The sequence below is a fragment of the Stenotrophomonas sp. YJH_SMC_127 genome, from assembly GCF_059372445.1.
The window spans coordinates 41,967-65,276 of the sequence record NZ_JCAFVO010000011.1; the positions used below are offsets into that span (position 1 = coordinate 41,967).

General features: G+C 65.2%; 24 protein-coding genes and 1 tRNA gene. 19 read left to right on the plus strand and 6 right to left on the minus strand.

The genetic code is table 11. The annotated features are described in order from the left end of the window. Positions 1 to 80: 80 nt before the first annotated feature. The 15 genes from AC5QAB_RS18755 (at position 81) to AC5QAB_RS18825 (ending at position 13,619) form a co-directional block, all read left to right on the plus strand. Positions 81 to 1,058 carry a beta-ketoacyl-ACP synthase III gene (locus AC5QAB_RS18755; RefSeq protein WP_014646186.1) on the plus strand — a complete coding sequence of 326 codons (978 nt, stop codon included), beginning with the start codon at positions 81 to 83 and terminating at the stop codon, positions 1,056 to 1,058. A 77-nt stretch (positions 1,059 to 1,135) separates the two neighbouring features. Then, on the plus strand, positions 1,136 to 1,918 hold the full coding sequence (locus AC5QAB_RS18760) for a BUD32 family EKC/KEOPS complex subunit (protein WP_049404890.1): 783 nt from the start codon (positions 1,136 to 1,138) through the stop codon (positions 1,916 to 1,918). 160 nt (positions 1,919 to 2,078) lie between these two features. Further along, a complete protein-coding gene (gene fabD, locus AC5QAB_RS18765) occupies positions 2,079 to 3,023 on the plus strand; it encodes an ACP S-malonyltransferase (protein ID WP_032958546.1) in 945 nt (314 codons plus the stop codon). 82 nt (positions 3,024 to 3,105) lie between these two features. Next, positions 3,106 to 3,849 (plus strand): 3-oxoacyl-ACP reductase FabG, encoded by a 744-nt coding sequence (gene fabG / locus AC5QAB_RS18770; protein WP_005408312.1) that lies wholly within the window; start codon positions 3,106 to 3,108, stop codon positions 3,847 to 3,849. A 152-nt stretch (positions 3,850 to 4,001) separates the two neighbouring features. Beyond that, on the plus strand, positions 4,002 to 4,241 hold the full coding sequence (gene acpP / locus AC5QAB_RS18775) for an acyl carrier protein (RefSeq protein WP_005415509.1): 240 nt from the start codon (positions 4,002 to 4,004) through the stop codon (positions 4,239 to 4,241). A gap of 142 nt (positions 4,242 to 4,383) precedes the next feature. Next, entirely contained in the window at positions 4,384 to 5,646 is a 1,263-nt protein-coding gene (gene fabF / locus AC5QAB_RS18780; RefSeq protein ID WP_049471064.1) for a beta-ketoacyl-ACP synthase II, read from the plus strand. A gap of 92 nt (positions 5,647 to 5,738) precedes the next feature. Beyond that, on the plus strand, positions 5,739 to 7,103 hold the full coding sequence (locus tag AC5QAB_RS18785) for an aminodeoxychorismate synthase component I (RefSeq protein WP_014646190.1): 1,365 nt from the start codon (positions 5,739 to 5,741) through the stop codon (positions 7,101 to 7,103). Between the two features lie 192 nt (positions 7,104 to 7,295). Next, on the plus strand, positions 7,296 to 8,357 hold the full coding sequence (gene mltG / locus AC5QAB_RS18790; protein WP_046429210.1) for an endolytic transglycosylase MltG: 1,062 nt from the start codon (positions 7,296 to 7,298) through the stop codon (positions 8,355 to 8,357). Then, positions 8,354 to 9,019 (plus strand): dTMP kinase, encoded by a 666-nt coding sequence (tmk, locus tag AC5QAB_RS18795; protein WP_495233550.1) that lies wholly within the window; start codon positions 8,354 to 8,356, stop codon positions 9,017 to 9,019. Before mltG ends, tmk begins: the two co-directional genes overlap by 4 nt. Next, the gene (locus tag AC5QAB_RS18800) at positions 9,016 to 9,972 is read left to right on the plus strand and encodes a DNA polymerase III subunit delta' (protein WP_046429215.1); all 957 of its coding nucleotides are present in this window, start codon (positions 9,016 to 9,018) and stop codon (positions 9,970 to 9,972) included. Before tmk ends, AC5QAB_RS18800 begins: the two co-directional genes overlap by 4 nt. Beyond that, positions 9,969 to 10,322 (plus strand): PilZ domain-containing protein, encoded by a 354-nt coding sequence (locus tag AC5QAB_RS18805; RefSeq protein ID WP_005412452.1) that lies wholly within the window; start codon positions 9,969 to 9,971, stop codon positions 10,320 to 10,322. The genes AC5QAB_RS18800 and AC5QAB_RS18805 overlap by 4 nt, the downstream gene beginning before the upstream one ends. Positions 10,323 to 10,455: 133 nt before the next feature. Then, positions 10,456 to 10,530, plus strand: a tRNA-Val gene (locus tag AC5QAB_RS18810). Between the two features lie 172 nt (positions 10,531 to 10,702). Beyond that, on the plus strand, positions 10,703 to 10,978 hold the full coding sequence (locus AC5QAB_RS18815) for a hypothetical protein (protein WP_495233551.1): 276 nt from the start codon (positions 10,703 to 10,705) through the stop codon (positions 10,976 to 10,978). Positions 10,979 to 11,335: 357 nt separating this feature from the next. Continuing rightward, complete coding sequence (locus tag AC5QAB_RS18820; RefSeq protein ID WP_495233552.1) at positions 11,336 to 12,343, plus strand: nucleoid-associated protein; 1,008 nt, start codon at positions 11,336 to 11,338, stop codon at positions 12,341 to 12,343. Positions 12,344 to 12,491: 148 nt separating this feature from the next. Beyond that, a complete protein-coding gene (locus tag AC5QAB_RS18825) occupies positions 12,492 to 13,619 on the plus strand; it encodes a hypothetical protein (protein WP_495233553.1) in 1,128 nt (375 codons plus the stop codon). A gap of 86 nt (positions 13,620 to 13,705) precedes the next feature. On the opposite strand, the gene AC5QAB_RS18830 is transcribed toward AC5QAB_RS18825, so the two are convergent. From AC5QAB_RS18830 to AC5QAB_RS18840, 3 genes are all read right to left on the minus strand, one after another. Continuing rightward, positions 13,706 to 13,912 (minus strand): hypothetical protein, encoded by a 207-nt coding sequence (locus AC5QAB_RS18830; protein ID WP_495233554.1) that lies wholly within the window; start codon positions 13,910 to 13,912, stop codon positions 13,706 to 13,708. A gap of 104 nt (positions 13,913 to 14,016) precedes the next feature. Beyond that, on the minus strand, positions 14,017 to 14,580 hold the full coding sequence (locus AC5QAB_RS18835) for a hypothetical protein (protein ID WP_495233555.1): 564 nt from the start codon (positions 14,578 to 14,580) through the stop codon (positions 14,017 to 14,019). Positions 14,581 to 14,632: 52 nt separating this feature from the next. After that, positions 14,633 to 15,040: a hypothetical protein gene (locus AC5QAB_RS18840; RefSeq protein ID WP_206631860.1), complete on the minus strand. Its 408-nt coding sequence runs from the start codon at positions 15,038 to 15,040 to the stop codon at positions 14,633 to 14,635. Positions 15,041 to 15,606: 566 nt separating this feature from the next. Here AC5QAB_RS18840 and AC5QAB_RS18845 point away from each other — a divergent pair. Beyond that, complete coding sequence (locus AC5QAB_RS18845) at positions 15,607 to 15,987, plus strand: tautomerase family protein (RefSeq protein WP_150827622.1); 381 nt, start codon at positions 15,607 to 15,609, stop codon at positions 15,985 to 15,987. A 34-nt stretch (positions 15,988 to 16,021) separates the two neighbouring features. Here AC5QAB_RS18845 and AC5QAB_RS18850 read toward each other — a convergent pair whose 3' ends face one another. Together AC5QAB_RS18850 and AC5QAB_RS18855 are read right to left on the minus strand one after the other, a co-directional pair. Next, positions 16,022 to 17,119: an XVIPCD domain-containing protein gene (locus AC5QAB_RS18850; protein ID WP_495233556.1), complete on the minus strand. Its 1,098-nt coding sequence runs from the start codon at positions 17,117 to 17,119 to the stop codon at positions 16,022 to 16,024. A 40-nt stretch (positions 17,120 to 17,159) separates the two neighbouring features. After that, complete coding sequence (locus AC5QAB_RS18855; protein ID WP_495233557.1) at positions 17,160 to 17,735, minus strand: hypothetical protein; 576 nt, start codon at positions 17,733 to 17,735, stop codon at positions 17,160 to 17,162. Between the two features lie 241 nt (positions 17,736 to 17,976). On the opposite strand from AC5QAB_RS18855, the gene AC5QAB_RS18860 reads away from it, so the two are divergent. The 3 genes from AC5QAB_RS18860 (at position 17,977) to AC5QAB_RS18870 (ending at position 22,157) form a co-directional block, all read left to right on the plus strand. After that, entirely contained in the window at positions 17,977 to 18,372 is a 396-nt protein-coding gene (locus AC5QAB_RS18860; protein WP_495233558.1) for a DUF2946 family protein, read from the plus strand. 129 nt (positions 18,373 to 18,501) lie between these two features. Continuing rightward, the gene (locus AC5QAB_RS18865) at positions 18,502 to 20,640 is read left to right on the plus strand and encodes a TonB-dependent receptor (protein WP_495233559.1); all 2,139 of its coding nucleotides are present in this window, start codon (positions 18,502 to 18,504) and stop codon (positions 20,638 to 20,640) included. An 11-nt stretch (positions 20,641 to 20,651) separates the two neighbouring features. Further along, positions 20,652 to 22,157, plus strand: coding sequence for a PepSY domain-containing protein (locus tag AC5QAB_RS18870; protein WP_495233560.1), 1,506 nt, complete (start codon positions 20,652 to 20,654; stop codon positions 22,155 to 22,157). Positions 22,158 to 22,166: 9 nt separating this feature from the next. Here the strand turns inward: AC5QAB_RS18870 and AC5QAB_RS18875 are convergent, their stop codons facing one another. Continuing rightward, positions 22,167 to 23,300 (minus strand): MFS transporter, encoded by a 1,134-nt coding sequence (locus AC5QAB_RS18875; RefSeq protein ID WP_495233561.1) that lies wholly within the window; start codon positions 23,298 to 23,300, stop codon positions 22,167 to 22,169. Between the last annotated feature and the right edge of the window lie 10 nt (positions 23,301 to 23,310).

The window sequence follows — 23,310 nt, forward strand, 5'->3', positions numbered from 1 at the left end:
GGCCGCTGCCTCCGGGCAGCGGCCTTTGCCTTCTTTCCCGGGCGTGCCGGTGATCGGCGGCCCGCGCAACAGGAAACATGATGAGCAAGCGGATCTATTCGAGGATCGCGGGCACCGGTAGCTATTTGCCGGAAAAAGTCCTGACCAACGCCGACCTGGAAAAAATGGTCGAAACCTCGGATGAGTGGATCCAGTCGCGCACCGGTATTCGTGAACGGCACATCGCGGCCGAAGGCGAAACCACCAGCGACCTTGGCTACAACGCCGCCCTGCGCGCGCTTGAAGCCGCAGGCATCGATGCCTCGCAGCTCGACATGATCGTGGTCGGCACGACCACCCCTGATCTCATTTTCCCGTCCACCGCGTGCCTGATCCAGGCCAAGCTCGGTGTGGCCGGATGCCCCGCCTTCGACGTCAACGCAGCCTGTTCCGGCTTCGTGTTCGCGCTGGGCGTGGCTGACAAGTTCATCCGCTCCGGCGACTGCAAGCACGTGCTGGTGATCGGCACCGAAACGTTGACCCGCATGGTCGACTGGAACGATCGCACCACCTGCGTGCTGTTCGGCGATGGCGCCGGCGCTGTAGTGCTCAAGGCCGACGAAGACACCGGCATCCTCAGCACCCACCTGCATGCCGATGGCAGCAAGAAGGAACTGCTGTGGAACCCGGTCGGCGTTTCGACCGGCTTCAAGGACGGCGCCAACGGTGGTGGCACCATCAACATGAAGGGCAACGACGTGTTCAAGTACGCCGTCAAGGCGCTGGACTCGGTCGTGGACGAGACCCTGGCTGCCAACGGCCTGGACAAGTCCGACCTGGACTGGCTGATCCCGCACCAGGCCAACCTGCGCATCATCGAAGCCACCGCCAAGCGGCTGGAGATGTCGATGGACCAGGTCGTGGTGACCGTCGACAAGCACGGCAACACCTCCTCCGGCTCGGTGCCGCTGGCGCTGGATGCCGCGGTGCGTTCGGGCAAGGTCGAGCGTGGCCAGTTGCTGCTGCTGGAGGCCTTCGGCGGCGGCTTCACCTGGGGTTCGGCCCTGCTGCGCTATTGATAGTGCAAGTTACGACAATGTGAAGTCTTGTCGTTACGGCCCCTCCGGGGCCGTAACGCGTTTAAGGAGGACCTGTCATGGTTGAGCCCATCGTCATCGAAGGGCAACGTGCCTGGCTGAAGCAGTACGGCAAGGGAAGCCGGGCAATGGCCTTGGGCCTGCTCAATTTTGTTGCGCGCCGTTTCCATCTGGATGCGCTGCGCCCGCCGCCGCACCGCGGTGGCGACGCCGCACGCGAAACCGAGGCCCGCCGCCTCGCGGAACTGCAGGCGCAGGGTGTGAACGTGCCGGACGTACTGGGCGCCGGTCATGCCGCGCTGGTGATCGGCGACAACGGCAGCTCGTTCAATACCTGCCTGCGCGAAGCCGACGAAGCCGGTCGCGATCAGCTGGTGATGGCGGCGATGCTGGCCATTGCTGAAGCTCATGCCCGCGGCGCCTATTTCGGGCAGCCATTGCCGCGCAACCTCACATGGGATGGCGAGAAGGTCGGCTTCATCGATTTCGAGGAAGATCCGCTGGAAGTGATGGATCTGTCCGAAGCGCAGGCCCGCGACTGGCTGATGTTCGGTTACGGCGTGGCCAAGTACTACGCCGACCGCCCCGGGCACCTGCAGGCGATGATGGCCGAGGCGATGGGTGACGTTCAGGCGCCGGTGCGCGAGCACGTGCATGCGGTCAGCGGCCGCCTGCGCAGCCTGGCCCGGGTCTGCATGAAGCTGGGCCGTTCGGCGCGCGCGCTGGCCCATTCCATCTTCATCGCCCACGGCGCCAGCACCGCCGGCGTGTTGATGCTGGTGGGCCTGTGCGTGGATTTCCTCGCCGACGGCGACCTGGACGTCCTGCAGCTGTTCTGCTGATGGCTGACAGGGGTCAGATCCCTTTTCCTGCGGAAAAGGGATCTGACCCCGTTGCGCTTGCCCGGTCGCGCTCCATACGCCTGCATACGCGCACGTACAGACGACACAGCGGATTCGCCCTTATCATGGCCCGCTTCGATTGCAACAAGCGGATGACCGCGTGACCGTATCCACCCTCGCTTTTGTCTTCCCCGGCCAGGGCTCGCAGTCTGTGGGCATGGTGGCCGAGCTGGCCGAACTGCACCCACAGGTGCGTGAAGCCTTCACCGAGGCATCCGATGGTGCCGGCGTCGATCTGTGGGCGCTGTCCCAGGGCGGCCCGGAGGAAATGCTCAACCGTACCGAATACACCCAGCCGGCCCTGCTGGCCGCGAGCATCGGCGTGTGGCGCGCCTGGAACGCCGTGGGCGGTCCGCGCCCGTCGGTATTGGCCGGCCACAGCCTGGGCGAGTACACCGCCCTGGTTGCCGCAGGCGCACTGAGCCTGCATGACGGTGCGCACCTGGTGCGCCTGCGCGGCCAGCTGATGCAGGAAGCCGCACCGGCCGGTGTCGGCGCCATGGCCGCCGTGCTCGGCGCTGAAGACCAGCTGGTGCTGGACGTCTGCGCCGAAGCGGCAGGCAGCCAGGTGGTGGTGCCGGCCAACTTCAATTCGCCGGGCCAGATCGTGATCGGTGGCGACGCCGACGCGGTCGACCGTGCGCTGGCGCTGCTGGCCGAGAAGGGCGTGCGCAAGGCGGTCAAGCTGGCCGTCAGCGTGCCCTCGCACACCCCGCTCATGCGCGAAGCCGCCAACCGCCTGGCCGAAGTGATGGCCGGCCTGTCCTGGCACGCGCCGCAGCTGCCGGTGGTGCAGAACGTCGACGCCCAGGTGCACAGCGGCATCGACGCGATCCGCACCGCGCTGGTCCAGCAGCTGTACCAGCCGGTACAGTGGACCGGGTGCGTGCAGGCGCTGGCTGCCCGTGGCGTCACCCGGATCGCCGAGTGCGGCCCGGGCAAGGTGCTGACCGGCCTGGTCAAGCGCATCGACAAGGCCATCGACGGCCGTTCGCTGGCCACGCCGGGCGACTTCGAAGCCGCCCGCGAGGCATGGTCGGCCTGATCCCCCCTGTTCCTGCCGACCGTACCGGTGGCCGCGGCAAGCGGCACGGGTGCGGCGGTCGCCCCAGCCTGAGGAAAACATCATGAGCAAGCCCCTGCAGGGTGAAATCGCACTGGTCACCGGCGCCAGCCGTGGCATCGGTGCCGCCATCGCCGATCTGCTGGCCGCCCAGGGCGCCACCGTCATCGGTACCGCCACCACTGAATCCGGCGCTGCCGCGATCGGCGAACGCCTGGCCGCCCACGGTGGTCACGGCCGCGCGCTGAACGTCACCGATGCCGCCGCGCTGGACAGCGTGCTCGATGGCATCGCCAAGGAATTCGGCCCGATCTCGATCCTGGTCAACAATGCCGGCATCACCCGCGACAACCTGCTCATGCGCATGAAGGACGAGGACTGGGCGTCGATCATCGACACCAACCTGACCAGCGTGTTCCGCACCAGCAAGGCGGTGATGCGCGGCATGATGAAGGCGCGCAAGGGCCGCATCATCAACATCGCATCGGTGGTGGGCGTGACCGGCAATGCCGGCCAGGCCAACTACGCCGCGGCCAAGGCCGGCATCATCGGCTTCAGCAAGTCGCTGGCCAAGGAAATCGGTTCGCGCGGCGTCACCGTCAATGTTGTCGCACCTGGCTTCATCGACACCGACATGACCAAGGCGTTGCCGGAAGAAGCGCGCACCGCGCTGATCAACGACATCGCCCTCGAACGCCTGGGATCGCCGGAAGACATCGCCCATGCGGTGGCCTTCCTGGCCAGCCCGGCTGCCGGTTACATCACCGGCGAAACCCTCCATGTGAACGGCGGCATGTACATGCCGTAAGCAAGGGGCGCAGGGATTGCGCCGCAAGTGGTTGATCTGCGGAGGTTTTTGCTGCAATGCAAGGCCGCGCCGGTTTCCACTACACTATCCCACGGCCATCGCCCTTGATGGCGACCACTTTTGAACCACAACTCCATCTGGAGCGAGATCCCATGAGCACCATCGAAGAACGCGTCAAGAAAATCGTCGTCGAACAGCTTGGCGTCAAGGAAGAAGAAGTCACCAACAGCGCATCGTTCGTCGATGACCTGGGCGCTGACTCGCTGGACACCGTCGAGCTGGTGATGGCCCTGGAAGAAGAATTCGAGTGCGAGATCCCGGACGAAGAAGCCGAGAAGATCAGCACCGTGCAGGCCGCCATCGACTACATCAAGGCCCACGTCAAGGCCTGATGTCAGACGGCAGTGCGCGCGCGGGCCACGCTCGCCGCGCACCGCACCCCATGGGGCCGCTGTTGCGGCCCCGTGTGTTTGGGCATCACACCGAAGCAAACCGCGTTGCCCGTTGAAATCAGCCGGGCCAGGAGAATCAGCAATGAAGCGTCGCGTCGTCGTAACCGGCCTGGGTATCGTCTCGCCGTTGGGCAATGATCTGGCCAGCAGCTGGGAAGGCATCACCCACGGTCGTTCGGGCATCGGTCCGCTGACCAACGTTTCTGATGCCTATCTGGATCGGTTCACCACCAAGATTGCCGGTGAGGTCAAGGGATTCGACATCACCGCCGACAATGAACTGTTCGGCAAGTTCCGGGTCAGCGGCAAGGATGCCAAGAAGATGGACCCGTTCATCCATTACGGCCTCGGTGCCTCGTTCATGGCCCTGCACGACTCGGGCCTGGAGATCACCGACGCCAATGCCGAGCGCATCGGCGCCATCGTCGGCGCCGGCATCGGCGGCCTGCTCGGTATCGAAGAGCAGACCATCGAGTTCCACGAGGGCAAGAAGATCTCGCCCTTCTACGTGCCCAAGACCATCATCAACATGCTGCCGGGCCAGCTGAGCATCATCACCGGCCTGAAGGGCCCGTCCTTCTCGGCGGTGTCGGCGTGCGCGACCTCGAACCACTCGATCGGCACCGCGATGCGCATGATCCAGTACGGCGACGCCGACGTGATGGTGGTCGGTGGTGCCGAACGTGGCTCGTCGCCGACCGCCGTGGGCGGCTTCTGCGCGATGAAGGCCATGAGTACCCGCAATGACGCCCCGGAACAGGCCTCGCGCCCGTGGGACAAGGACCGTGACGGCTTCGTGCTGGGCGACGGCGCCGGCATCCTGATCCTGGAAGAGTACGAGCACGCCAAGGCACGTGGCGCGAAGATCTACTGCGAACTGGCCGGCTTCGGCGCCAGCTCCGACGCGTACCACATGACCGCACCGAGCGAGAACGGCGAAGGCGCCGCGCGCTGCATGGCCATGGCCATGAAGGACGCGGGCGTGACCCCGGAACAGGTGGGCTACCTCAACGCGCACGGCACCTCCACGCCGCTGGGCGACCTGGGCGAGACGATGGCGATGAAGACCGCCTTCGGCGACCACGCCTACAAGATGATGGTCAGCTCCACCAAGTCGATGACCGGCCACCTGCTGGGTGCTGCCGGCGGCGTGGAAGCGATCTTCTCGGTGATGGCACTGCAGGACAACGTCATCCCGCCGACCATCAACCTGCAGCAGCCGGGCGAAGGCTGCGACCTGGACTACGTGCCCAACGAAGCACGCCAGGCCAAGGTCGACGTGGTGATGTCCAATGGTTTCGGCTTCGGCGGCACCAACGGCACGCTGGTCTTCAAGCGCGTCTGACCGAGTTGTAGCGTCGGGCCATGCTCGACGCCGCGTTCTACGGAGCCGCCGCAAGGCGGCTTCCGTGCATCTGAACCCCAGAACTGGCTGCCATGACCCACGCACCGCTGATCCACCCGCTGCCGCACCCGATCGATCTGCTGGCCCTGCAGCAGCATGACCCGGCGCGCTTTCCGCTGCTGATGGAATCCACTGCCTCGGGCACCGCGCAGGGCCGCTGGAGCCTGCTGCTGGCCGCGCAGGGCGATGGCCTGCGACTGGATGCGGATGGCCAGGTGCGCGACCAGCACGACGCGGTGCACGCCGGCAGCTTCCTGCAGGTACTGGACCGTGCCTGGCAGCGCGAACGCCTGCCGCATGACGGCAGCCACAGCCTGCCGTTCCGCGGCGGCTGGGCGTTGATGCTGGACTACGAAGTGGCCAGCCAGATCGAACCGGTGCTGCCGGCGCGTGCGCGCGAGGACGGCCGCCCGACCGCGCTGGCGCTGCGCTGCCCGGCCGCGGTGCTGCATGACCATCACAACGGCGCCAGCTTCGTCATCGCCGAGGCCGGCGAGCAGGCGTTGCTGGATGCGCTGGTGGCACTGGCCTCGGCCGCGCTGCCCGAGGCCGGGCAGGGCTGGCAGCCGCCGCAGGCGGTGGGCGAGGATGCGCCGCAGCGCTTCACCGACGGCGTGCGCCGGGTGATCGAGTACCTGCGTGCCGGCGACGTGTTCCAGGTGAACCTGTCGCGGCGCTGGAGCGCGCAGTTCGCTGCGCCGGTCAGCCCGCAGGCGCTGTACGCGCAGCTGCGCCGTGCCAATCCGGCACCGTTCGCCGGCCTGTTCAGCGCCCACGGCCGCCATGTGGTCAGTTCCTCGCCGGAGCGGCTGGTGTCGGTGCATGCCGGCCACGCGCAGACCCGTCCGATTGCCGGCACGCGTCCGCGCTTCGAGGGGGACGATGATGCCGCGCGCATCCAGGAGCTGGTCGGCCACCCCAAGGAGCGCGCCGAGCACGTGATGCTGATCGACCTGGAGCGCAACGACCTGGGCCGCATCTGCATGCCCGGTACCGTGGTGGTCGACGAGCTGATGACCGTGGAGAGCTACGCGCACGTGCACCACATCGTCAGCAACGTCAGCGGCCACCTGCGCCCGGAGGTCACCCCCGGCGAGGTGATCGCCGCGACCTTCCCGGGCGGCACCATCACCGGCTGCCCCAAGGTGCGCTGCATGCAGATCATCAGCGAGCTGGAGCAGGTGCCGCGCGGCGCCTACACCGGCGCGTTCGGCTGGCTGAACCGCGATGGCGACCTGGACCTGAACATCCTGATCCGCACCGCCGAAGTGGATGGCCACCAGGTCAGCTTCCGCACAGGCGCCGGCATCGTGGTCGATTCGGACCCGGACAAGGAACTGGACGAGACCCGCGCCAAGGCCCGCGGCCTGCTGCGCGCGCTCGGCCAGCAGGGCTGATCCGGTCGGGGTCGGATCCCTTGCGCACCGCGCGAGGGCTCTGACCCCCGCAGTCATGCCGCCGGGCGTTCATCCACGCATGGCGTGGATCTACTGATCGACCGTTGGCCGGCACGCAGGCGCCACCCCGGTCATGACCCCAATCCACCGGCACGGTATCCTGCACGACGGAATCGAGTTCAGAGGTAGTCCATGGCGGGAGCCAAGCGCGGGTGTCTGTTCGTGGTAACGCTGGTGGTGGTGCTGGCCGCCGTCGTGGCGGGCGCGGGCGCGTGGTTCTTCTACCAGCAGACCCGGTTCGCCGATGCCCCGATCACCCCGACCGCCGAGAGCGTGGTCATCGCCAGCGGCGATGGCATGAACAGCGTGCTGCGCAAGCTGCGCGATGCCGGCGTGGACGAGGGCCAGGACACCCAGTGGCAGCTGTTGGCGCGCCAGCTTGATGCGGCCGGCAAACTGAAGGTGGGCGAGTACGCGCTCAGTGGCGAGCTGACCCCGCGCGAGCTGCTGCTGCGCATGCGCGCCGGCAAGGTGCTGCAGCACCGGGTCACGATTGTCGAGGGCTGGAACATCCGCCAGTTGCGTGCCGCGCTCAAGCGCGCCGAGCCGCTGCTGCACACCACCGACAACCTGGATGACGCCGCGTTGATGCAGCGCCTCGGGTTCGGTGGCCAGCATCCGGAAGGCCGCTTCCTGCCGGAGACCTACGTTTACCAGCGCGGCGACAGTGATCTGGACGTGCTCAAGCGCGCCCACGCCGCAATGGAAAAGGCGCTGGACGAAGCCTGGGAAAGCCGCGCGCCGGACCTGCCGATCAACACGCCCTACGAACTGCTGACGCTGGCGTCGATCATCGAGAAGGAAACCGCGCTGGCCAGCGAGCGCCCGCAGATCGCCGGCGTGTTCATGCGCCGCCTGAAGATCGGCATGCGCCTGCAGACCGACCCGACCGTGATCTACGGCATCGGTGCCGCATATGACGGCAACATCCGCCGCCGCGACCTGACCACCGATACGCCGTACAACACCTATACCCGTGCGGGCCTGACCCCGACCCCGATCGCCATGCCCAGTCGCGACGCGCTGATGGCCGCGGCGCAGCCGGCCGCCGGTGATGCGCTGTACTTCGTCGCCGTGGGCGACGGCAGCGGCGCGCACGTGTTCTCGCCCAGCCTGGACCAGCACAACGCCGCCGTAGCCCGCTACCTGCAGCAGCTGCGCCAGCAACGTACCCAGGAGACCCCGGCGCAATGAGTCCCGCGCTGCTTCGCCACCCGCGTTTCGTCAGCCTGGAAGGCGGCGAGGGCGCAGGCAAGACCACCGCCATCAATGCCATCCGTGACTGCCTGCGCCGCCACGGCCACGAGGTGGTACTGACCCGCGAGCCGGGCGGTACGCCGCTGGCCGAGCGCATCCGCGGCCTGCTGCTGAAGCCCGATGCCGAGATCGCCGCCGAACCGCTCAGCGCCGAAGCCGAGCTGCTGCTGGTATTCGCCGCGCGCGCGCAGCATGTGCACCAGGTGATCCGGCCGGCGCTGCAGCGCGGTGCCTACGTGCTGAGCGACCGCTTCACCGATTCCAGCTACGCCTACCAGGGCGGTGGCCGCGGGCTTGACCCGCAGTGGATTGCCGACCTGGAGCGCCGCGCGGTCGGCCTGCTGCCAGGGCTGACCCTGCTGCTGGACGTGGACGTGGCCGTCGGCCGCGCGCGCGCCAACGGTCGCGACCTGTGGCCGGACCGCATCGAGAGCGAGCAGGACGATTTCTTCCAGCGCGTGCGCGCCGTGTTCCGCAGCCGCGCACAGCAGGACCCGCAGCGCTTCGCGCTGATCGACGCCGGCCAGGTGCAGGAACGCGTGGCCGCCGATGTGGTCGCACATGTCGAGCGTTGGCTGCAGGAAGGGGAGGGCGCATGAGCACGTTTTCGCCGTGGCAGCAGCGTGCGTTCGACCAGACCGTGGCCGCGCTCGACGCCGGTCGCCTCGGTCATGGCCTGCTGATCTGCGGCCCGGCCGGGCTGGGCAAGCGCGAGGTGGCGCTGGCGCTGGCCGACCACGTGCTGGCGCAGGGTGATGCAACGCACGCCACGCGTACGCGCCAGCTGATCGCCGCCGGCACCCATCCGGACCTGCAGCTGGTCAGCTTCATTCCGAACAAGAGCGGCGACAAGCTGCGTACCGAGATCGTCATCGAGCAGGTGCGCGAGATCACCGACAAGCTGGCGCTGACCCCGCAGTACGGCGTGGCGCAGGTGGTGATCGTCGATCCGGCCGATGCGATCAACCGCTCGGCGGCCAATGCGCTGCTGAAGACCCTGGAAGAGCCGCAGCCCGGCCGCTACCTTTGGCTGATCAGCAGCGACCCGGCACGCCTGCCGCAGACCATCCGCAGCCGTTGCCAGCGCCTGGAATTCAAGCTGCCGCCGCAGCACGAAGCACTGGCCTGGCTGCAGCAGCTGGGCCACAGTGAAGCATCGGCGCGCGAAGCGCTGGAGGCCGCCCGCGGCCATCCCGGCCAGGCCGACAACTGGCTGCGCGAAGACGGCCTGAGCCTGCGCCGCGAAGTTGGTCGAGATCTGGAACAGCTGGCCGCCGGCAAGACCGGCGCGGTGGAGCTGGCGCAGAAGTGGTGTGGTGATGACAACGCGGCGCTGCGCCTGCGCTTCGCTGCCGACCTGGCGCTGGCCCAGGCCAGCACCGATGCCTTGACCACGCCGGAGCGATTGCACAAGCTTGCAGCCTGGTTCGATGCGGCCAACCGCACCCGCGACCTGCTGCGCACCACGGTGCGTGCAGACCTTGCGGTGGTCGAGTTGCTGCTGGCCTGGAACAAGGTGAACGAGCGGCCTGCCGCAAGGGGAAATCGATGAGTGCCAGCAACGCCCGCCAGGGCATCCTGTCCCTGGCTGTGAAGGACAAAGCCGCGCTGTACAGCGCGTACATGCCGTTCGTGAAGAATGGCGGCATCTTCGTGCCCACGCCCAAGCGCTACTTCCTGGGCGACGAGGTGTTCCTGCTGCTGACCCTGCCCGATTCCAGCGAGCGCCTGCCGGTGGCCGGCAAGGTGATCTGGGTGACCCCGGCCGGCGCGCAGGGCAACCGCACCGCCGGCATCGGCGTGCAGCTGGCCGACGGTGCCGAAGGCGAGGGCGTGCGCCACAAGATCGAGACCCTGCTGGCCGGGCTGACCGGTTCGGACAAACCGACCCATACGATGTGAGGCTGCGCGCGGGGCCTTCCTGTAGCGCCGGGCCATGCCCGGCTGCGCCCCTCGAAATGCCCGTGAACACCCATGTGAAAAAGTGTTGACGGCCTCTGAAAAGCCCCTATAATGAGCGGCTCAGCAACACACCGGGCGGTTAGCTCAGCGGTAGAGCATTGCCTTCACACGGCAAGGGTCACAGGTTCGATCCCTGTACCGCCCACCATTTAAAATCAGTGTGTTGCGAAGAAGCCGGCCTTGAGCCGGTTTTTTCGTAAGTGCAAGGTAAGTGCATTAGCAAGGCCAATGCTCGCCACCCAGTTGGCGCCGAATCACTTCCCTGCTTCAATCAAAGTGCGCAATGACGCGCTATGCGATTGAAGGACGCAGGGGGATCGATGGCCACTTACATGATTGGTTATGACCTGAACAAGCAGGGCAAGAACTACGATGGGTTGATCGCCAAGATCAAGGAAATAAGCGACGGCTTCTGGCATCACCTTGATTCGACTTGGCTCATCGGCCATGCCGGCAACGCAATCACGATCCGCGAGGCTCTTGAGCCGTACCTGGATGCTGATGACGAACTCCTGGTTGCGCTGTTGACCAAAGGTGACTGGGCTTCGTTCGGTATCAAGGAATCTGGCGCGACCTGGCTTCACAACCACCTTTGAATGAAAGCAGGCCCTGCCATGGACGTGCATGGTAGGGCCTTCTCTAAATCACTCTCTTTCCGGTGATTTACCGATTGAGCGATACCCGCAGTGCGCGGCTCCCGGATGCGCGCCCACGCTGTGTCGTGACAGCCCCCAGTCAGTCCAAACCGATCCGCTACCTGCGCGCCAGACTCTGCCATGAGCCGAGTGTAGGGTTTTACCTACATCAGATCAGGGGATCTACCTACATCTACTCGCGAAGAAGCTGCATCAGACTGACAACGACTCTACGCCGATAGAGTACGTATCCACTGATAAGGGGGCAGCATGGGTTTTCTGAGTGACGAGGAGATTGCATCTCTTCGGATTGCAAAGATGAACTATCAGATCGTTGGCGATGAGGAGTTCGCTCCTCGGCGACCGATGGCAAATGTCGAGTTCGAGCACTTCTTCTTGGCTCGCATTGCGGACATGGACGCATCATCGCTGTTTAAGTTCTCAGAGCACTCCGCTGCCCGTGATCTCGTTCAACGCATTGCCACGGAACGTGTTCAGTTTGGCCAGGGTGGTGTGCAGCTGGCGCGAGATTTTCATGGCCGTCATGTAGGGCAAAGTTCGTCTGGGGCATTCTTCTTCTTTGAGCTGCATGTGGCAGATGAATCGGTCCGCCTGTACTCAATGCTCAAGTACGACTATCGCGAGGTTCTTGCACCGTCCAGATCGAATGGCTCCAGGCAGCTGAGGAAGATCGTTGAGGCTTTCGTTCAGGATAAGCGTGCCCTGCAGAAGTCATGCTTGATAAGAGTAAGGGACGGGATTGCAGAGGATGAGATTTCGGCACGTGATCGAAATGGGAAGTCGCCCGACATCACTGACTTCTTCTCCGCCTTTCTCAGCGTAGAGAGATCACGAGACGACAAGGAGCTTAATCAGCAGGTCTATTTGGCCCTCACAGATGTTCTAAAGAGTCACCAAGAACTTCTACCGGAGGGGGGCATATCGCAGGCCCTTGCGGTGGCTAGAGAGCGGCTCCGCACTGCGTCAGTGATCAGTGATTCAACGGCGCTTGACGCGCTGATGCTGGCAGCGGGGCGTCCGAGTGAGCCGGAATTTGCTGAGTCGCTGGAGAAGGCGCTACAGCGTTCCATGAAGAGGCGCAAAGTCTCAGGCCTTGAGTTTGCGCCAGACGAGAATGTCCTGAAGAAATCGGTTAGGAAGAAGCTCTCCACCAAGGAAGGGGTCAACCTGGATTACCCTCAGTATCTGGAGGGATCACGTGTAACAATGGAGGACCTTCCGACAGGTGGACGCAAGATCACTATCACGACCGACCGCCTGGAGGTCGACAAAGTTGTCTCCGAGACCGCTCGCGCGCTTCGTTAACAACCTGCTCGCTGCCCAAGCGGCATCCGTCACTGAAACCGGTGACGGTCCGCTAGTACTGCATGGAGTCAGCTTGCAGGCCGCTGCCGACCTGCGGGAATTAGCGGAGGACATTGGTTGGTCGTGCACTTTGGTCGATTGCTCGGACATGGAGGTCACTCTCGGTGACTTGAGTGATTACTGCGAGCCTTTTGATGTACGAATAGAGAAGATTGGTTCGCCTGACGAGCTTCTCTTTATCTCGGCGCCTGGATTCCGAGAATGGTTGGAGGGGCGCCCTTGCGGTAAGGCTCGTTATGCAGGAGCCACAGTTGGCTTTGAGACCGAGTCCTTTCTGCTCTTGGCGGCGGAGGATGAATCGCGCGAATTCACGCCAGGCTTAGAGCGTAGGAATCCGAGGGCGGTCGTCAAATCCATGGGTGAAACGCCTTTGCTCGCTGCGGACATTCGGCCGTACATTCTTGTGGGCTCGAATCATCCATGGTCGCAGCCGGCGTTCGGTATTTGGCTGGAGGTTGCGCTGCCGCGGCTAATGGTCGCATTGGCTACGGAGGTGAACTACGTCAGTTCAGAGATAGATTTTGCCGGTCCACCCAAAGTCACGCTTGAGGGGATCGACGTGTATGAGCCGGCAAAACTAGGCGCGGATGCCTTTCTTGCGTTGCAGTCTGCCGCCAAGTGGGTCTACGAAGTTGACCGAGAGGTCGAGACCCGGAAGAAGCTCTTCGGGATCGAGTTCGCAAGATCCATCAAGAGCCGCGCAAGGGCGTATGGCGCTTTTGGTGAGGGATGCAGCGATGCACTCGAAGGGGCAAGGATCGCACATCAGTTTGGACTTGCTGAAGTAAGCAGAGACGCATTGAAGTCTATGGCGGATCTCAGAAAGTCCGTAGCAGATGAGACAACGAAGATCGCGGATGCGACGCGTCAGCTCTCACTGAGCATTGCGGGTGCAATGTTCTACGGTCTGGGTTTGATTGCTGCACGCCTAGGGTCTGCTACCAACCTATATTTGCTTGATGCCATGGCGGTTGTTGGCTTGGGATACGTGGCGGCAATCATATGGATCACTCATAAGAATCTGAAGCAGCAAGAGGACTTGCGCAAAAGATGGAGGGGTAAGTTCTACGAGTTTCTTCGTACGGAGGACTACAGGACCATGGTCACAGAGCCTCTAGAGAAGTCCGAGGGCTCACTGCGATTCGCAATGATGTGCGCTGGGGCTTTGTCGTTCTTGTTGTTCCTCGTGGTGGTTGTACACAATCACGTTGCTTGATTAACCAGGGAGGCCGAGCGGGGCCGCCAAGTCGCCAGCGCTAGGTGCGCGGATCCGCTCAGATCTCCCTCGCCGCGTCGACTGGCTCAGTGGAAGTGCTGTTCGTCCGGGTCTTCATCTTCAAGCGGATGGCAGACCTTGGACTCATCGGTCGGCGTGGCCCCGAGCTTGGAGAGCATCGCGCTGAGCGCGTGCGTGGACGATACGCTCAGGTCCTCGCCCGTCTCCACGCGTGCGGCGAGGATGCACACCTGGCATAGCAATAGGTGGTGGGCGGCATTGAACCAGGGCATGTTCGAGACGCACTCCTTCCAAACCCGAACCTGTGCGGCGGTCATGCCTTTGTAGGGCGTGCCGATGGGGGCAGGTCAGGATTCAGCCGCAAGCGCACATCGCATCAGCCGTGTCCGTCCAGCAGTTCCCGCGCGATCATCGCCGTGGCATCCAGCAGGTCGTGGCCGCTGCCGGCCTGCACCACCACCGCCAACAGACTACGGCCCACCTCGGCATTGCCGCTGGTCAGTTCCATCTCGCCTTCAAAGCACAGATCGGCCAACCATTCGTGGGCCTGCTGCAGCCCGCGCTTGCGGACGCGGCGGAACTCCGCGAGCAGCTTCGCCTGGCCGGCCTCCTGCTCACCGTCGGCCAGCAGGCCGATGGCACCACCGTGCGCCGCGCGCCAGATCGCCGGCAATGGGCGACCGTTCGCGTCCACCACGTCCGGCGAGAACTGCGCGCAGTACATTTCGTAGCGCTTGCCCGCTGTGCTGCGGGGCACGATGCCGGCCTCGGCCAGCAGGCGTTCGGCTTCATCCAGTGTGCTGAACTTCAAGCGCAGCAGTGCAGGGCGGCTCAGCTGTTGTGCCAGCGCGTGCTGGTTGGCGGCTAACCAGACGTTCCAGCCCACGGTTGCGCGGCCTTCCAGTGCGGCCTTGAAGTACTCCAGGTGTTCGGCGTCCATTGCGGTCTCCTGCGCTCCCTGCGCGATTGTAGCGGGAGCGTGTCCGGGCCGGTCAGGCGTCGCCGCTGGAGAGGCAATGATGTGCCTCGCGCACCAGTTGTCGTGCGGCCACGATCAGTCCGTCGATATGGAAGGCGCCCAACTGTTCGTCCGGGCCGCCTTCGTTGCGCGCATGGTCGGCGGCCTGCAGCAGATCGAGCAACGCGCCGAGCCCAGATAGCGAGCGGCGCAACGAAGCGTGATTGCTGGCGCCGAGGGTGAGGCTGATGCACGGCTGTCCGTCATCACCGTCGGCATGGTTGATCGCATTGAGACGGGCGAAGAACGTGGCCGACTGCGTCGGAAGGTTCTGTTCGTTCAGGGCGCACTCGATCTCGCGTGCGAGGTCCCCGGGCACGTCGGCTGCGACGTCGCCGATAAGCGAATGCAGGCGGGGATGGATGGCGGTGCGGTTGGTCATGGCGAAACCCTCACTGGCGTGAAGCCACCTTCCGAAGCGAAGGTGGCGGACGGTGCGGGTTGGCGTACCAAGGCACGAAAGCTCACTGGGAGAAAAAGCCTGGCGGATCTTCCGATCCCCACGCACCGCCCGCCATGGAAGGCAGTCGGTGCATTCTCTTTGCTGCGATCAAGATCGCAACTTCCAGTAGCTTGTTCGTTTATTCGAGACGCCAATCCCGGCCAAGACGTCTTGCCTCGGCGCGGCGATCATCAAGCCGGGTAATCACATCGGTCTGTAAGGAAAGTTCGCAACTGTCCCTAGGCAGGCCAGGCGTTTCCCGTTGTGTGTCGTCCGACACCCGCGAGTAGTGCCGCCCATCACTGATGGCGCACATCGCCGCCCCTGCCGACCGTGCACATTACGACTCCGCAGGAACGCCACCATGGCGATCGCGTCACCTCGCGCAGTTCTGGCGGGAACATGTCACGGATGGAGGCAGAGGGTTCCATCCCTGCGCTGTTCCGGCGCCCAGGGCAGGCGTAGTCTCAGCCCGTTGCCGTGCCCATCCACTCTGGAGTGCCACCATGCCGCTCGCCCGCATCGATCTTCGCAAAGGTAAATCCGCCGACTACCTGCAACGCGTCGGCGAAACCATCTACCAGGCCCTGCGCGCGGTGGGCGTGCCGGAGAACGACCGCTTCCAGATCTTCCAGGAACACGCGCCGGGCACATTGATCTACGACTCCGGCTACCTGGGCGTGGACCGCACCGACGATTTCATCTGCATCCAGATCACCTGGAACGAAGGACGCACGCTGGAGCAGAAAAAGGCGTTGTACCTGGGCATCGCCGATGGACTGCATGCGGCGGTGGGCATCCGCCGCGAGGATGTGTTCATCAACCTGGTGGAGGTGAAGAAGGAGAACTGGTCGTTTGGCAATGGGCAGGCGCAGTACGTGAGTTGATGCGGGAACGGTGTCTGCGCCTGATGCGGCTGGGTCAGGCCATGCGCGGCGACGCCTGCTGTTGTGCCTGTTGCTCGTCCTGCGCCAGCCGGCTTGCGTCGCGGGATTGCTGCTGCACGTTGGCCTGCTGATACAGCGTATCCGCGTCGCCCTGCTGCGTATCGAGCAGGGACAGGCGCTGCCGATTGGCGGCAGGGTCCGGCGAGGCGGTGTCGCCGCTGCGATGCAGGAATACGTAGCCGGGTGCCTCGGCGGTGCTGTTTGAACTGAATGCCACCTGCAGCGTGTCCTTTTCGCTGAAGCCGGCCTGCACTGCCGCGTGGGTCAGATGGCCGGCCAGGCGTTCATGCTCCTGTCCGGGGGGCAGTCCCTGCTGTTCGCTGGCCTGGGCGAGTGCGGTACGCACTTTCTGGTCCAAGGCATGAAGGCTATGCCCCGGCGTGCGCGCATCCGCGGCCAGGCGCTCGCCGATGCGACCATCGACATTATCGACTTCGCTGAGCAGGTGCTGCTTCAGGGTGCGCTCGGGCAGGGGATGAGTGGTTGTGCGGTTGAGTTCACTGTTGGGGAAAGGGGGCTCAATGCTGTCCACGCCATGGATGTTGCGCAGCGGACGATAGCCGTCCTTGCCCTGTGACTGGATGCCCAGCGGAATGCGGACATCGGGCAGCAACTGGCCGACGGGGCCGCCGATGCTGTTCACGTCCAGGCTGTGCTTGCGCTGGATGCCGGCATGATTCAATGCGCCCCAGGTGAAGTCCACGCAGTTGTGACGCACGTCGGCATAGTGCTTGCTGAAGCCGTGCGCCACTGGATCGTCGCCGAACGCTCTGAGCTTGTTGTACTGAGCTTCGGTGATTTCCAGCGAGCGCGTGTAATGCGGGTTCTTGTAGGTCTTTGCATCGCTGTCTACGATGTCGCCCGGTCCGTTCATGCTGCCGTGCTCGATCGGTGCAAAGCCGTAGCTCGCCGGATCTTTTCCCGGTGCTCGCAGGACGTAGAACATGTGCCCCGGCCCGGATGTCTGCGGGGAACCATCCGGATTACGCAGCGGCTGCTGCGTTACCGGGTCGAGAAGCGGTGTTCCCGGTGCCGCAATGACGATATCGACGATGTAGCGTGGCTTGTCCATGTGCGTGTGATCCTCCTGGAAGGTGTACGAAGGCGCTGCGCTACTTGGCGAGCGGACGCGATTCGTGAATCAGTATCCTGGCGCTTGCGCCACGAAGCGGTGCGATGTCTTCAACCGTGCTGATCTGGACCCGATAGCGGCTATGCGCCTGCAACGGCAGCAACGCGACATGCAATCGGTATGCGCCATCGCCGCCCCGTTGGGTCTGGGCATAGTTCAGTCCCGCATCGCGGTGCCAGTCTGGGAGTGGCTGGCCAGATTGCGACTGTGCGATCTGGTAGGCGTCGGGGCTTGCCAGCGACTGCCACGTGCCGCCGGACCATTGCTGAAGTCCAACGCGTAAAGGAATGTGCAGGTCGCGCGGAGAAGCAGCATCTGGCGATGGGGAAACGTGCTGTAGATCCAGCTCCACCGCATAGGTACGGTAGCTGGCAAAATTGCGCGCCGTGGTTTCGAACTCGAACTGCACCTGCTGGCCCGGCGTGTCCACGGCGATGGGCTGTGAGAGTTCCAGCGGCTCTGGCGGTGGGGGCGGCCCCTTGTCGGCGCAGGCGGCGAGCAGCGCGACCAGGCCGAGCAGGCTGATGCGCAGCCGGTGTGTGATGCGAGTGGTCATGCGGATCCCTCTGGCTCCTTGCCGTGGCCATCTGAACCCTAACGTTGGCGAGGCGGGGCCTGCAAGCGTAGGGACCGCGGTGCGGTGCATTCACATGTCGCCGCTGGAGGCGAGCCCCTGCGTCACCGTGTCGCAGGGGCCAAACCCTGAACGGGGTCCAAGGTTGGCCATCGCCCCGTAGAATGGCGGCGTGCGCCGTTGTGCTCTCCACCGCCGGTTCCAGGCCCTGGCATGGCTTGCCATGCTGCTGGTGCTGCTCGCCCCGCTGGTGAGCCGCTGGCTGGCGCATGGTCACGTGGCTGCCGCTGCGCCGGTGGCGGCCATGGACCACGTAATGCACGCAGAGCATGCGCTGCACGCGATGGACGGGCAGCACGACCATCACGCGATGGCGATGCCGCACGGCGAGGCCGCAAAGAAGCCGCCCGCCGATCCACATGCCGATCATAAGATGGGTGTGGACTGCGATTACTGCCTGATCGCTGCACGGCTGATCACCCTGCTGGTGGCGGCCGTGCTGCTGTTGGCGCCGATGGCGCCGGTGTGCCGCGCACTGCGCGGCGCGGTGCGGGCGTTGCCGCAACGGATCAGCGGCACATTGGGCGCGCGTGGGCCGCCGGCACTGATGGCCGCCTGAGCCGCACGCGCGCTGCATTGAACGTTCTTCCATGAGGTTGCCGGCCACGGCCGGTGCCCGCACGCGCGTGTCTGTCCCTTTCTGATTGCTGCCCTGCCATTGCGGGGTGGCCTTGCATGCCGTGAAAAAATGAAAACGAACCCCAACTCCGCGCGCCTGCGCCGAGCGACGCTGCCTGTCCTGTGCGCGTTGCTCCTGCACACCGCCCCCGTACTTGCCGCTGACGCGGCCCCACCGACCACGCTGGATACCGTGCGGGTGGTCGATACCCGCAGCGGTGAACTGTCGTCCACCGCCAGCGCGGGCTCTGCGTTGGGCCTGAGCGTGTTGCAGACACCGGCCAGCCTGACGGTAATTTCGCGCGAGCAGCTGGAGCAGCGCGGCGACAGCAACCTCAACGATGCGATCAGCCGAGCGGGTGCGATCAGTGCCATGCCGCATCCGGGCAATGGCCTGAGTGCGCTGTCCAGCCGCGGCTTCACCGACGGTGCCTCGGTGATGCGGCTGTACGATGGGCTGCGCCAGTACGGCGGCGTGGGCATCACGTTCCCGTTCGATACCTGGTCGATCGAGCGCATCGAAGTGCTGCGCGGCCCGGCCTCGGTGATCCATGGCGACGGGGCGATCGGCGGCGTGATCAACATCGTGCCGAAGAAGCCCACGCGTGGGGCGATCGAGAACGAGATCAGCGTGACCGTGGGCAGCGAGGACACCGCGCGCTTGGGTTTCGGCAGCGGTGGCGCGCTGACGCCTGAGCTGGCCTACCGGCTGGATGTGAGTGGCAACTACAGCGGTGGCTGGGTCGACCGTGGCCGCAACAACGATGCGACGTTCTCCGGTGCGTTGCTGTGGCAGCCGCGTGCGGACCTGCAGCTGACGCTCACCCATGCGCAGGGCTACCAGCAACCGATGCGCTACTTCGGCACGCCGCTGGTCGAGGGCCGCCAGCTGGAGGCGCTGCGCCACCGCAACTACAACGTGGACGACAGCGAGATCCGCTTCCGCGACCGCTGGACCCAGGTCGATGCACTGTGGACGCCGAACGCGAACGTGGAATGGCGCACGCGCGTCTACCAGATCGACAGCCAGCGCGATTGGCGCAATGCCGAAGCCTATGTCTACAACCGCGCTACCGGCCTGATCGATCGCTCGGGCAATACCGAGATCACCCACAACCAGGACCAGACCGGACTGACCTCGACGCTGCGCATGCAGGGAACGGCGGGTGGCCTGCAGAACAACTTCGTGGTGGGCCTGGATGCCAACCGCGCGCACTTCAAGCACACCAACAACACCTATGCCGGCAGCTCGGGCCCGGTCGATCCGTTCGATCCTGTCCCGGGCCAGTTCGCGAGCGACGCGCCGAACCTGCCGCGCTACCGCAACCGTGCCGAGCAGTACGCGCTGTTCGTGGAAGACCGGCTGGCGCTGAGCGAGCGCTGGTCGGTGCTGGGTGGCCTGCGCCACGACCGCGCGCGCATTGATCGCACCGATCTGATCAGCGGCCAGAACGCGTTCTCGAAGACCTACAGCAGCACAGGCTGGCGTGCGGGTACGGTACTCGCGCTGCGGCCGACGCTGAGCCTGTATGCGCAGTATTCGCAGGCGGCGGACCCGGTCAGTGGCCTGCTGATGATCAGCCCGGCCAACGGCGCCTTTGACCTGGCCAAGGGCCGGCAGATCGAGGTTGGCCTGAAGCAGGCCTTCGACGGTGGCGAGTGGACGCTGGCGGCGTATCGCATCCGCAAGACCGGGCTGCTCAGCCGCGATCCGCTGGTGCCGGATCGCCGGGTGCAGGTGGGCGCGCAGACCTCGCGCGGTATCGAGGCGTCGCTGAACTGGAACTTCGCGCCACACTGGACGCTGGATGCCAATGCGACGGTGCTGAAGGCCGAGTTCGAGGACTTCCTGGAAACCACGGGTTCGCCGCCGATGCTGGTGTCGCGCGATGGCAACGTGCCGCCGAACGTGGCCGAGCGCCTGGCCAGTGTGTGGCTGGGCTGGCAGTTCGCGCCGGACTGGAGCGCGGCGGGTGGCGTTCGCTATGTCGGCAAGCGCTACGCCGATAATGCCAACACGCTGGAGTTGCCCGGTTACAGCACCACCGACCTCGCCCTGACCTGGCAGGCGGCACCGCACACGCGATTGTCCGCACGCCTGTTCAACGTGTTCGACAAGGCGTACTACGCCACCGCGTACTACACCAGCACGCAGTGGCTGCTGGGGGCGGACCGGCGCGTCGAATTCACCGTCGATCATCGCTTCTGAGGGCGCGGGCGATGACGCTGCGTTCCACCGCCAAGCGCTGGACCTACCTGGTGCATCGCTGGCTGGGCATCGGCGGATGCCTGCTGATGCTGCTGTGGTTCGTCAGCGGCATGGTGATGCTGTTCATTGGTTACCCGAAGCTGACACCCGGCGAGCGGCTGGCGGCGTTGCCGTTGCTGGGTGATGCCCGCGACCTGCAGGGGCTGTCGACACTGCCTGCCGCCGTGCAGGCCGAGCCGGAGGCTGTGGCATTGACCACGCTGCGTGGCGAGCCGGCGTATGTGGTGCGCAGTGGCAGCAACGTGGGCGCCTGGTCTGCCGTGACCGGCCAGGCGCTGCTGCCGGTGTCGGCACAGCGCGCCGAAGCATCCGCTGCGCAGTTCGCGGGCGGCCAGGCCTTCGTGGGTGCGATGCGCGTGAATGAGGATCGTTGGACGCATTCGCGTGCACTGGACGCGCATCGGCCGCTGTATAGGGTGGAGGTGGGTGGTGCGCAGCCGGGCGACCTGTATGTGTCCTCGCGTACCGGTGAAGTGGTGCTGGACGCTCCGCATGTGCAGCAGCGCTGGAACTATGTGGGCGCCTGGCTGCACTGGCTGTACTTCCTGCGCATGCAGTCGGTCGACCCGGTGTGGACGTGGGTGGTGATCGTGCTGTCCGCACTGTGCACGGTGGCGGCGATCAGCGGCATCGTGGTGGGCGTATGGCGCTGGCGTTTCCGTGGGCACTATCGTTCCGGTGCGAAGACGCCGTACGTGGAGTCGTGGATGCGCTGGCACCATCTGCTTGGCCTGATGGCGTCCGCCTTCGTGTTCACCTGGATCTTCAGCGGGCTGATGTCGATGAACCCGTTGGGTGTCTTCAGCAGTACGGGTGAAGCGATCGATGTTGAGCACTACCGTGGCGGCGCGGTGGCGGTGGATGGTGCGCTGGGTGATCCTGCGAAGCTTCTGGCGATGGCCGAAGCTGCGCGCTTCCAGCCGGTGGAGATCCAGTGGCGACGGATCGGTGGTGAGCTGTTCGCGGTGTTGCTGGACGGGCAGGGTGATACGCGCATCGTGTCCGGCGGCAATGGGCACCTGCATGTCGCACGGTGGCTGCCGACCGCGTGGTTGCAGCAGAGGGCACGTGCGCTGTCCGCTACACCCATGCAGGGTTTCGTGGTGCAGCATGCAGCGGATGCGTACTTCTACCCGCGTGCGCCCGAGGCCATGAATGGTGCAGCGGTACGTCGCTTCCCGGTGGCAGTGGTGGATTTCGGTGATGCCGAGGCGACACGCCTCTATCTCGATCTGGCGACCGGCGATCCGTTGCTGACGATGGGGCATCGTGAGCGGGTGGGGCGCTGGCTGTTCTACTTCCTGCATAGCTGGGACCTGCCGGTGATGCTGCGCCAGGAAGGTGCCCGGTTGGTGGTGTTGCTGCTGCTGAGCGCTGCCGGCACCGCGTTGTGTGCCACGGCGACAGTGATCGGCTATCGGCGATTGCGGATGAAGCTGCGGCGCAGGCGGCGCTGATGCCCTGGGCTACACCCGCAGCCAACGCGTGGACATCGCCACCAGCAACAAGGCCGTGGCCACGCCGATGAATGCAGCGATCAGGCCGAAGTGGTTGGCGGCAAAACCGATCAGTGCCGGGCCAGCAAGGATGCCGGCAAAGCCCAGCGTGGAAACGGCGGTGATGGCCAGCGCGCCGGGCATGCGGGTCTGGTGGCCAGCCAGCGAGAACAGCGCCGGTGCGATGTTGGCGCAGCCGAGGCCGACCAGCACATAGCCGATCAGCGACGCCTGCCACGGCGTGACCAGGGTCAGCACCAGCACGCCCGCGGCGGCAAGCAATGCGCCGAACACGATCGCGCGCTGGCGGCCCACGCGTGCCACCAGCACATCGCCGAACAGGCGTGCGACGGTCATGGTCAGGGTGAAGGTCACATAGCCGACGCCGGCGAGGCTGGCATCGACGCGGCGCACATCGCTGAGAAACACTGCGCTCCAGTCCAGCATCGCACCTTCGCCGAGGAAGGCGACGAACGCCAGCACGCCGATGAACAGCACGATGCCGTGTGGCAGCGCTAGCATCGGTGTGTCATGCGGCATGCGTTCGCTGTGCCAGTACGACGCCGACAACAGCATCACCAGCAACATGGCGCCGACGCCGACCAGCACGGATGCCAAGGGCGGCAGCTGTGCGGACAGCAGCACGGTCATGGTGGCCGCGCCGAGGAAGCCGCCGATGCTGAAGAAGGCATGGAAGCCGGACATCATCACGCGCCGTGCTTCGCGCTCGACGATGACGGCCTGTACGTTCATCGTGCAGTCCATCGCGCCCACGGCGGCGCCGAACACGAACAGGACCAGCCCGAGTGTCCAGGCCGAACCGGCCAGCGCCAGGCCGGGCACGGTCAGGCAGATCAGCAGGCTGCTGGCCACCATCACCCGCCGGCAACCGAGGCGCGCGGCCAGCACGCCGGACAACGGCATCGTCAGCAGCGAACCGGCACCGAGGCAGAGCAGCACCAGCCCCAGCGTGGCGTCGTTGATCCCGGTGCGTGCCTTTGCGAACGGCACCAGGGTGGCCCACAGCGCGGTGGCGAAGCCGGGAATGAAGAACGCAGCGCGGGTCGCGTGCTGTTCGGCACGCGCGCGGTTGGCAACGGACATGAGCGGTACG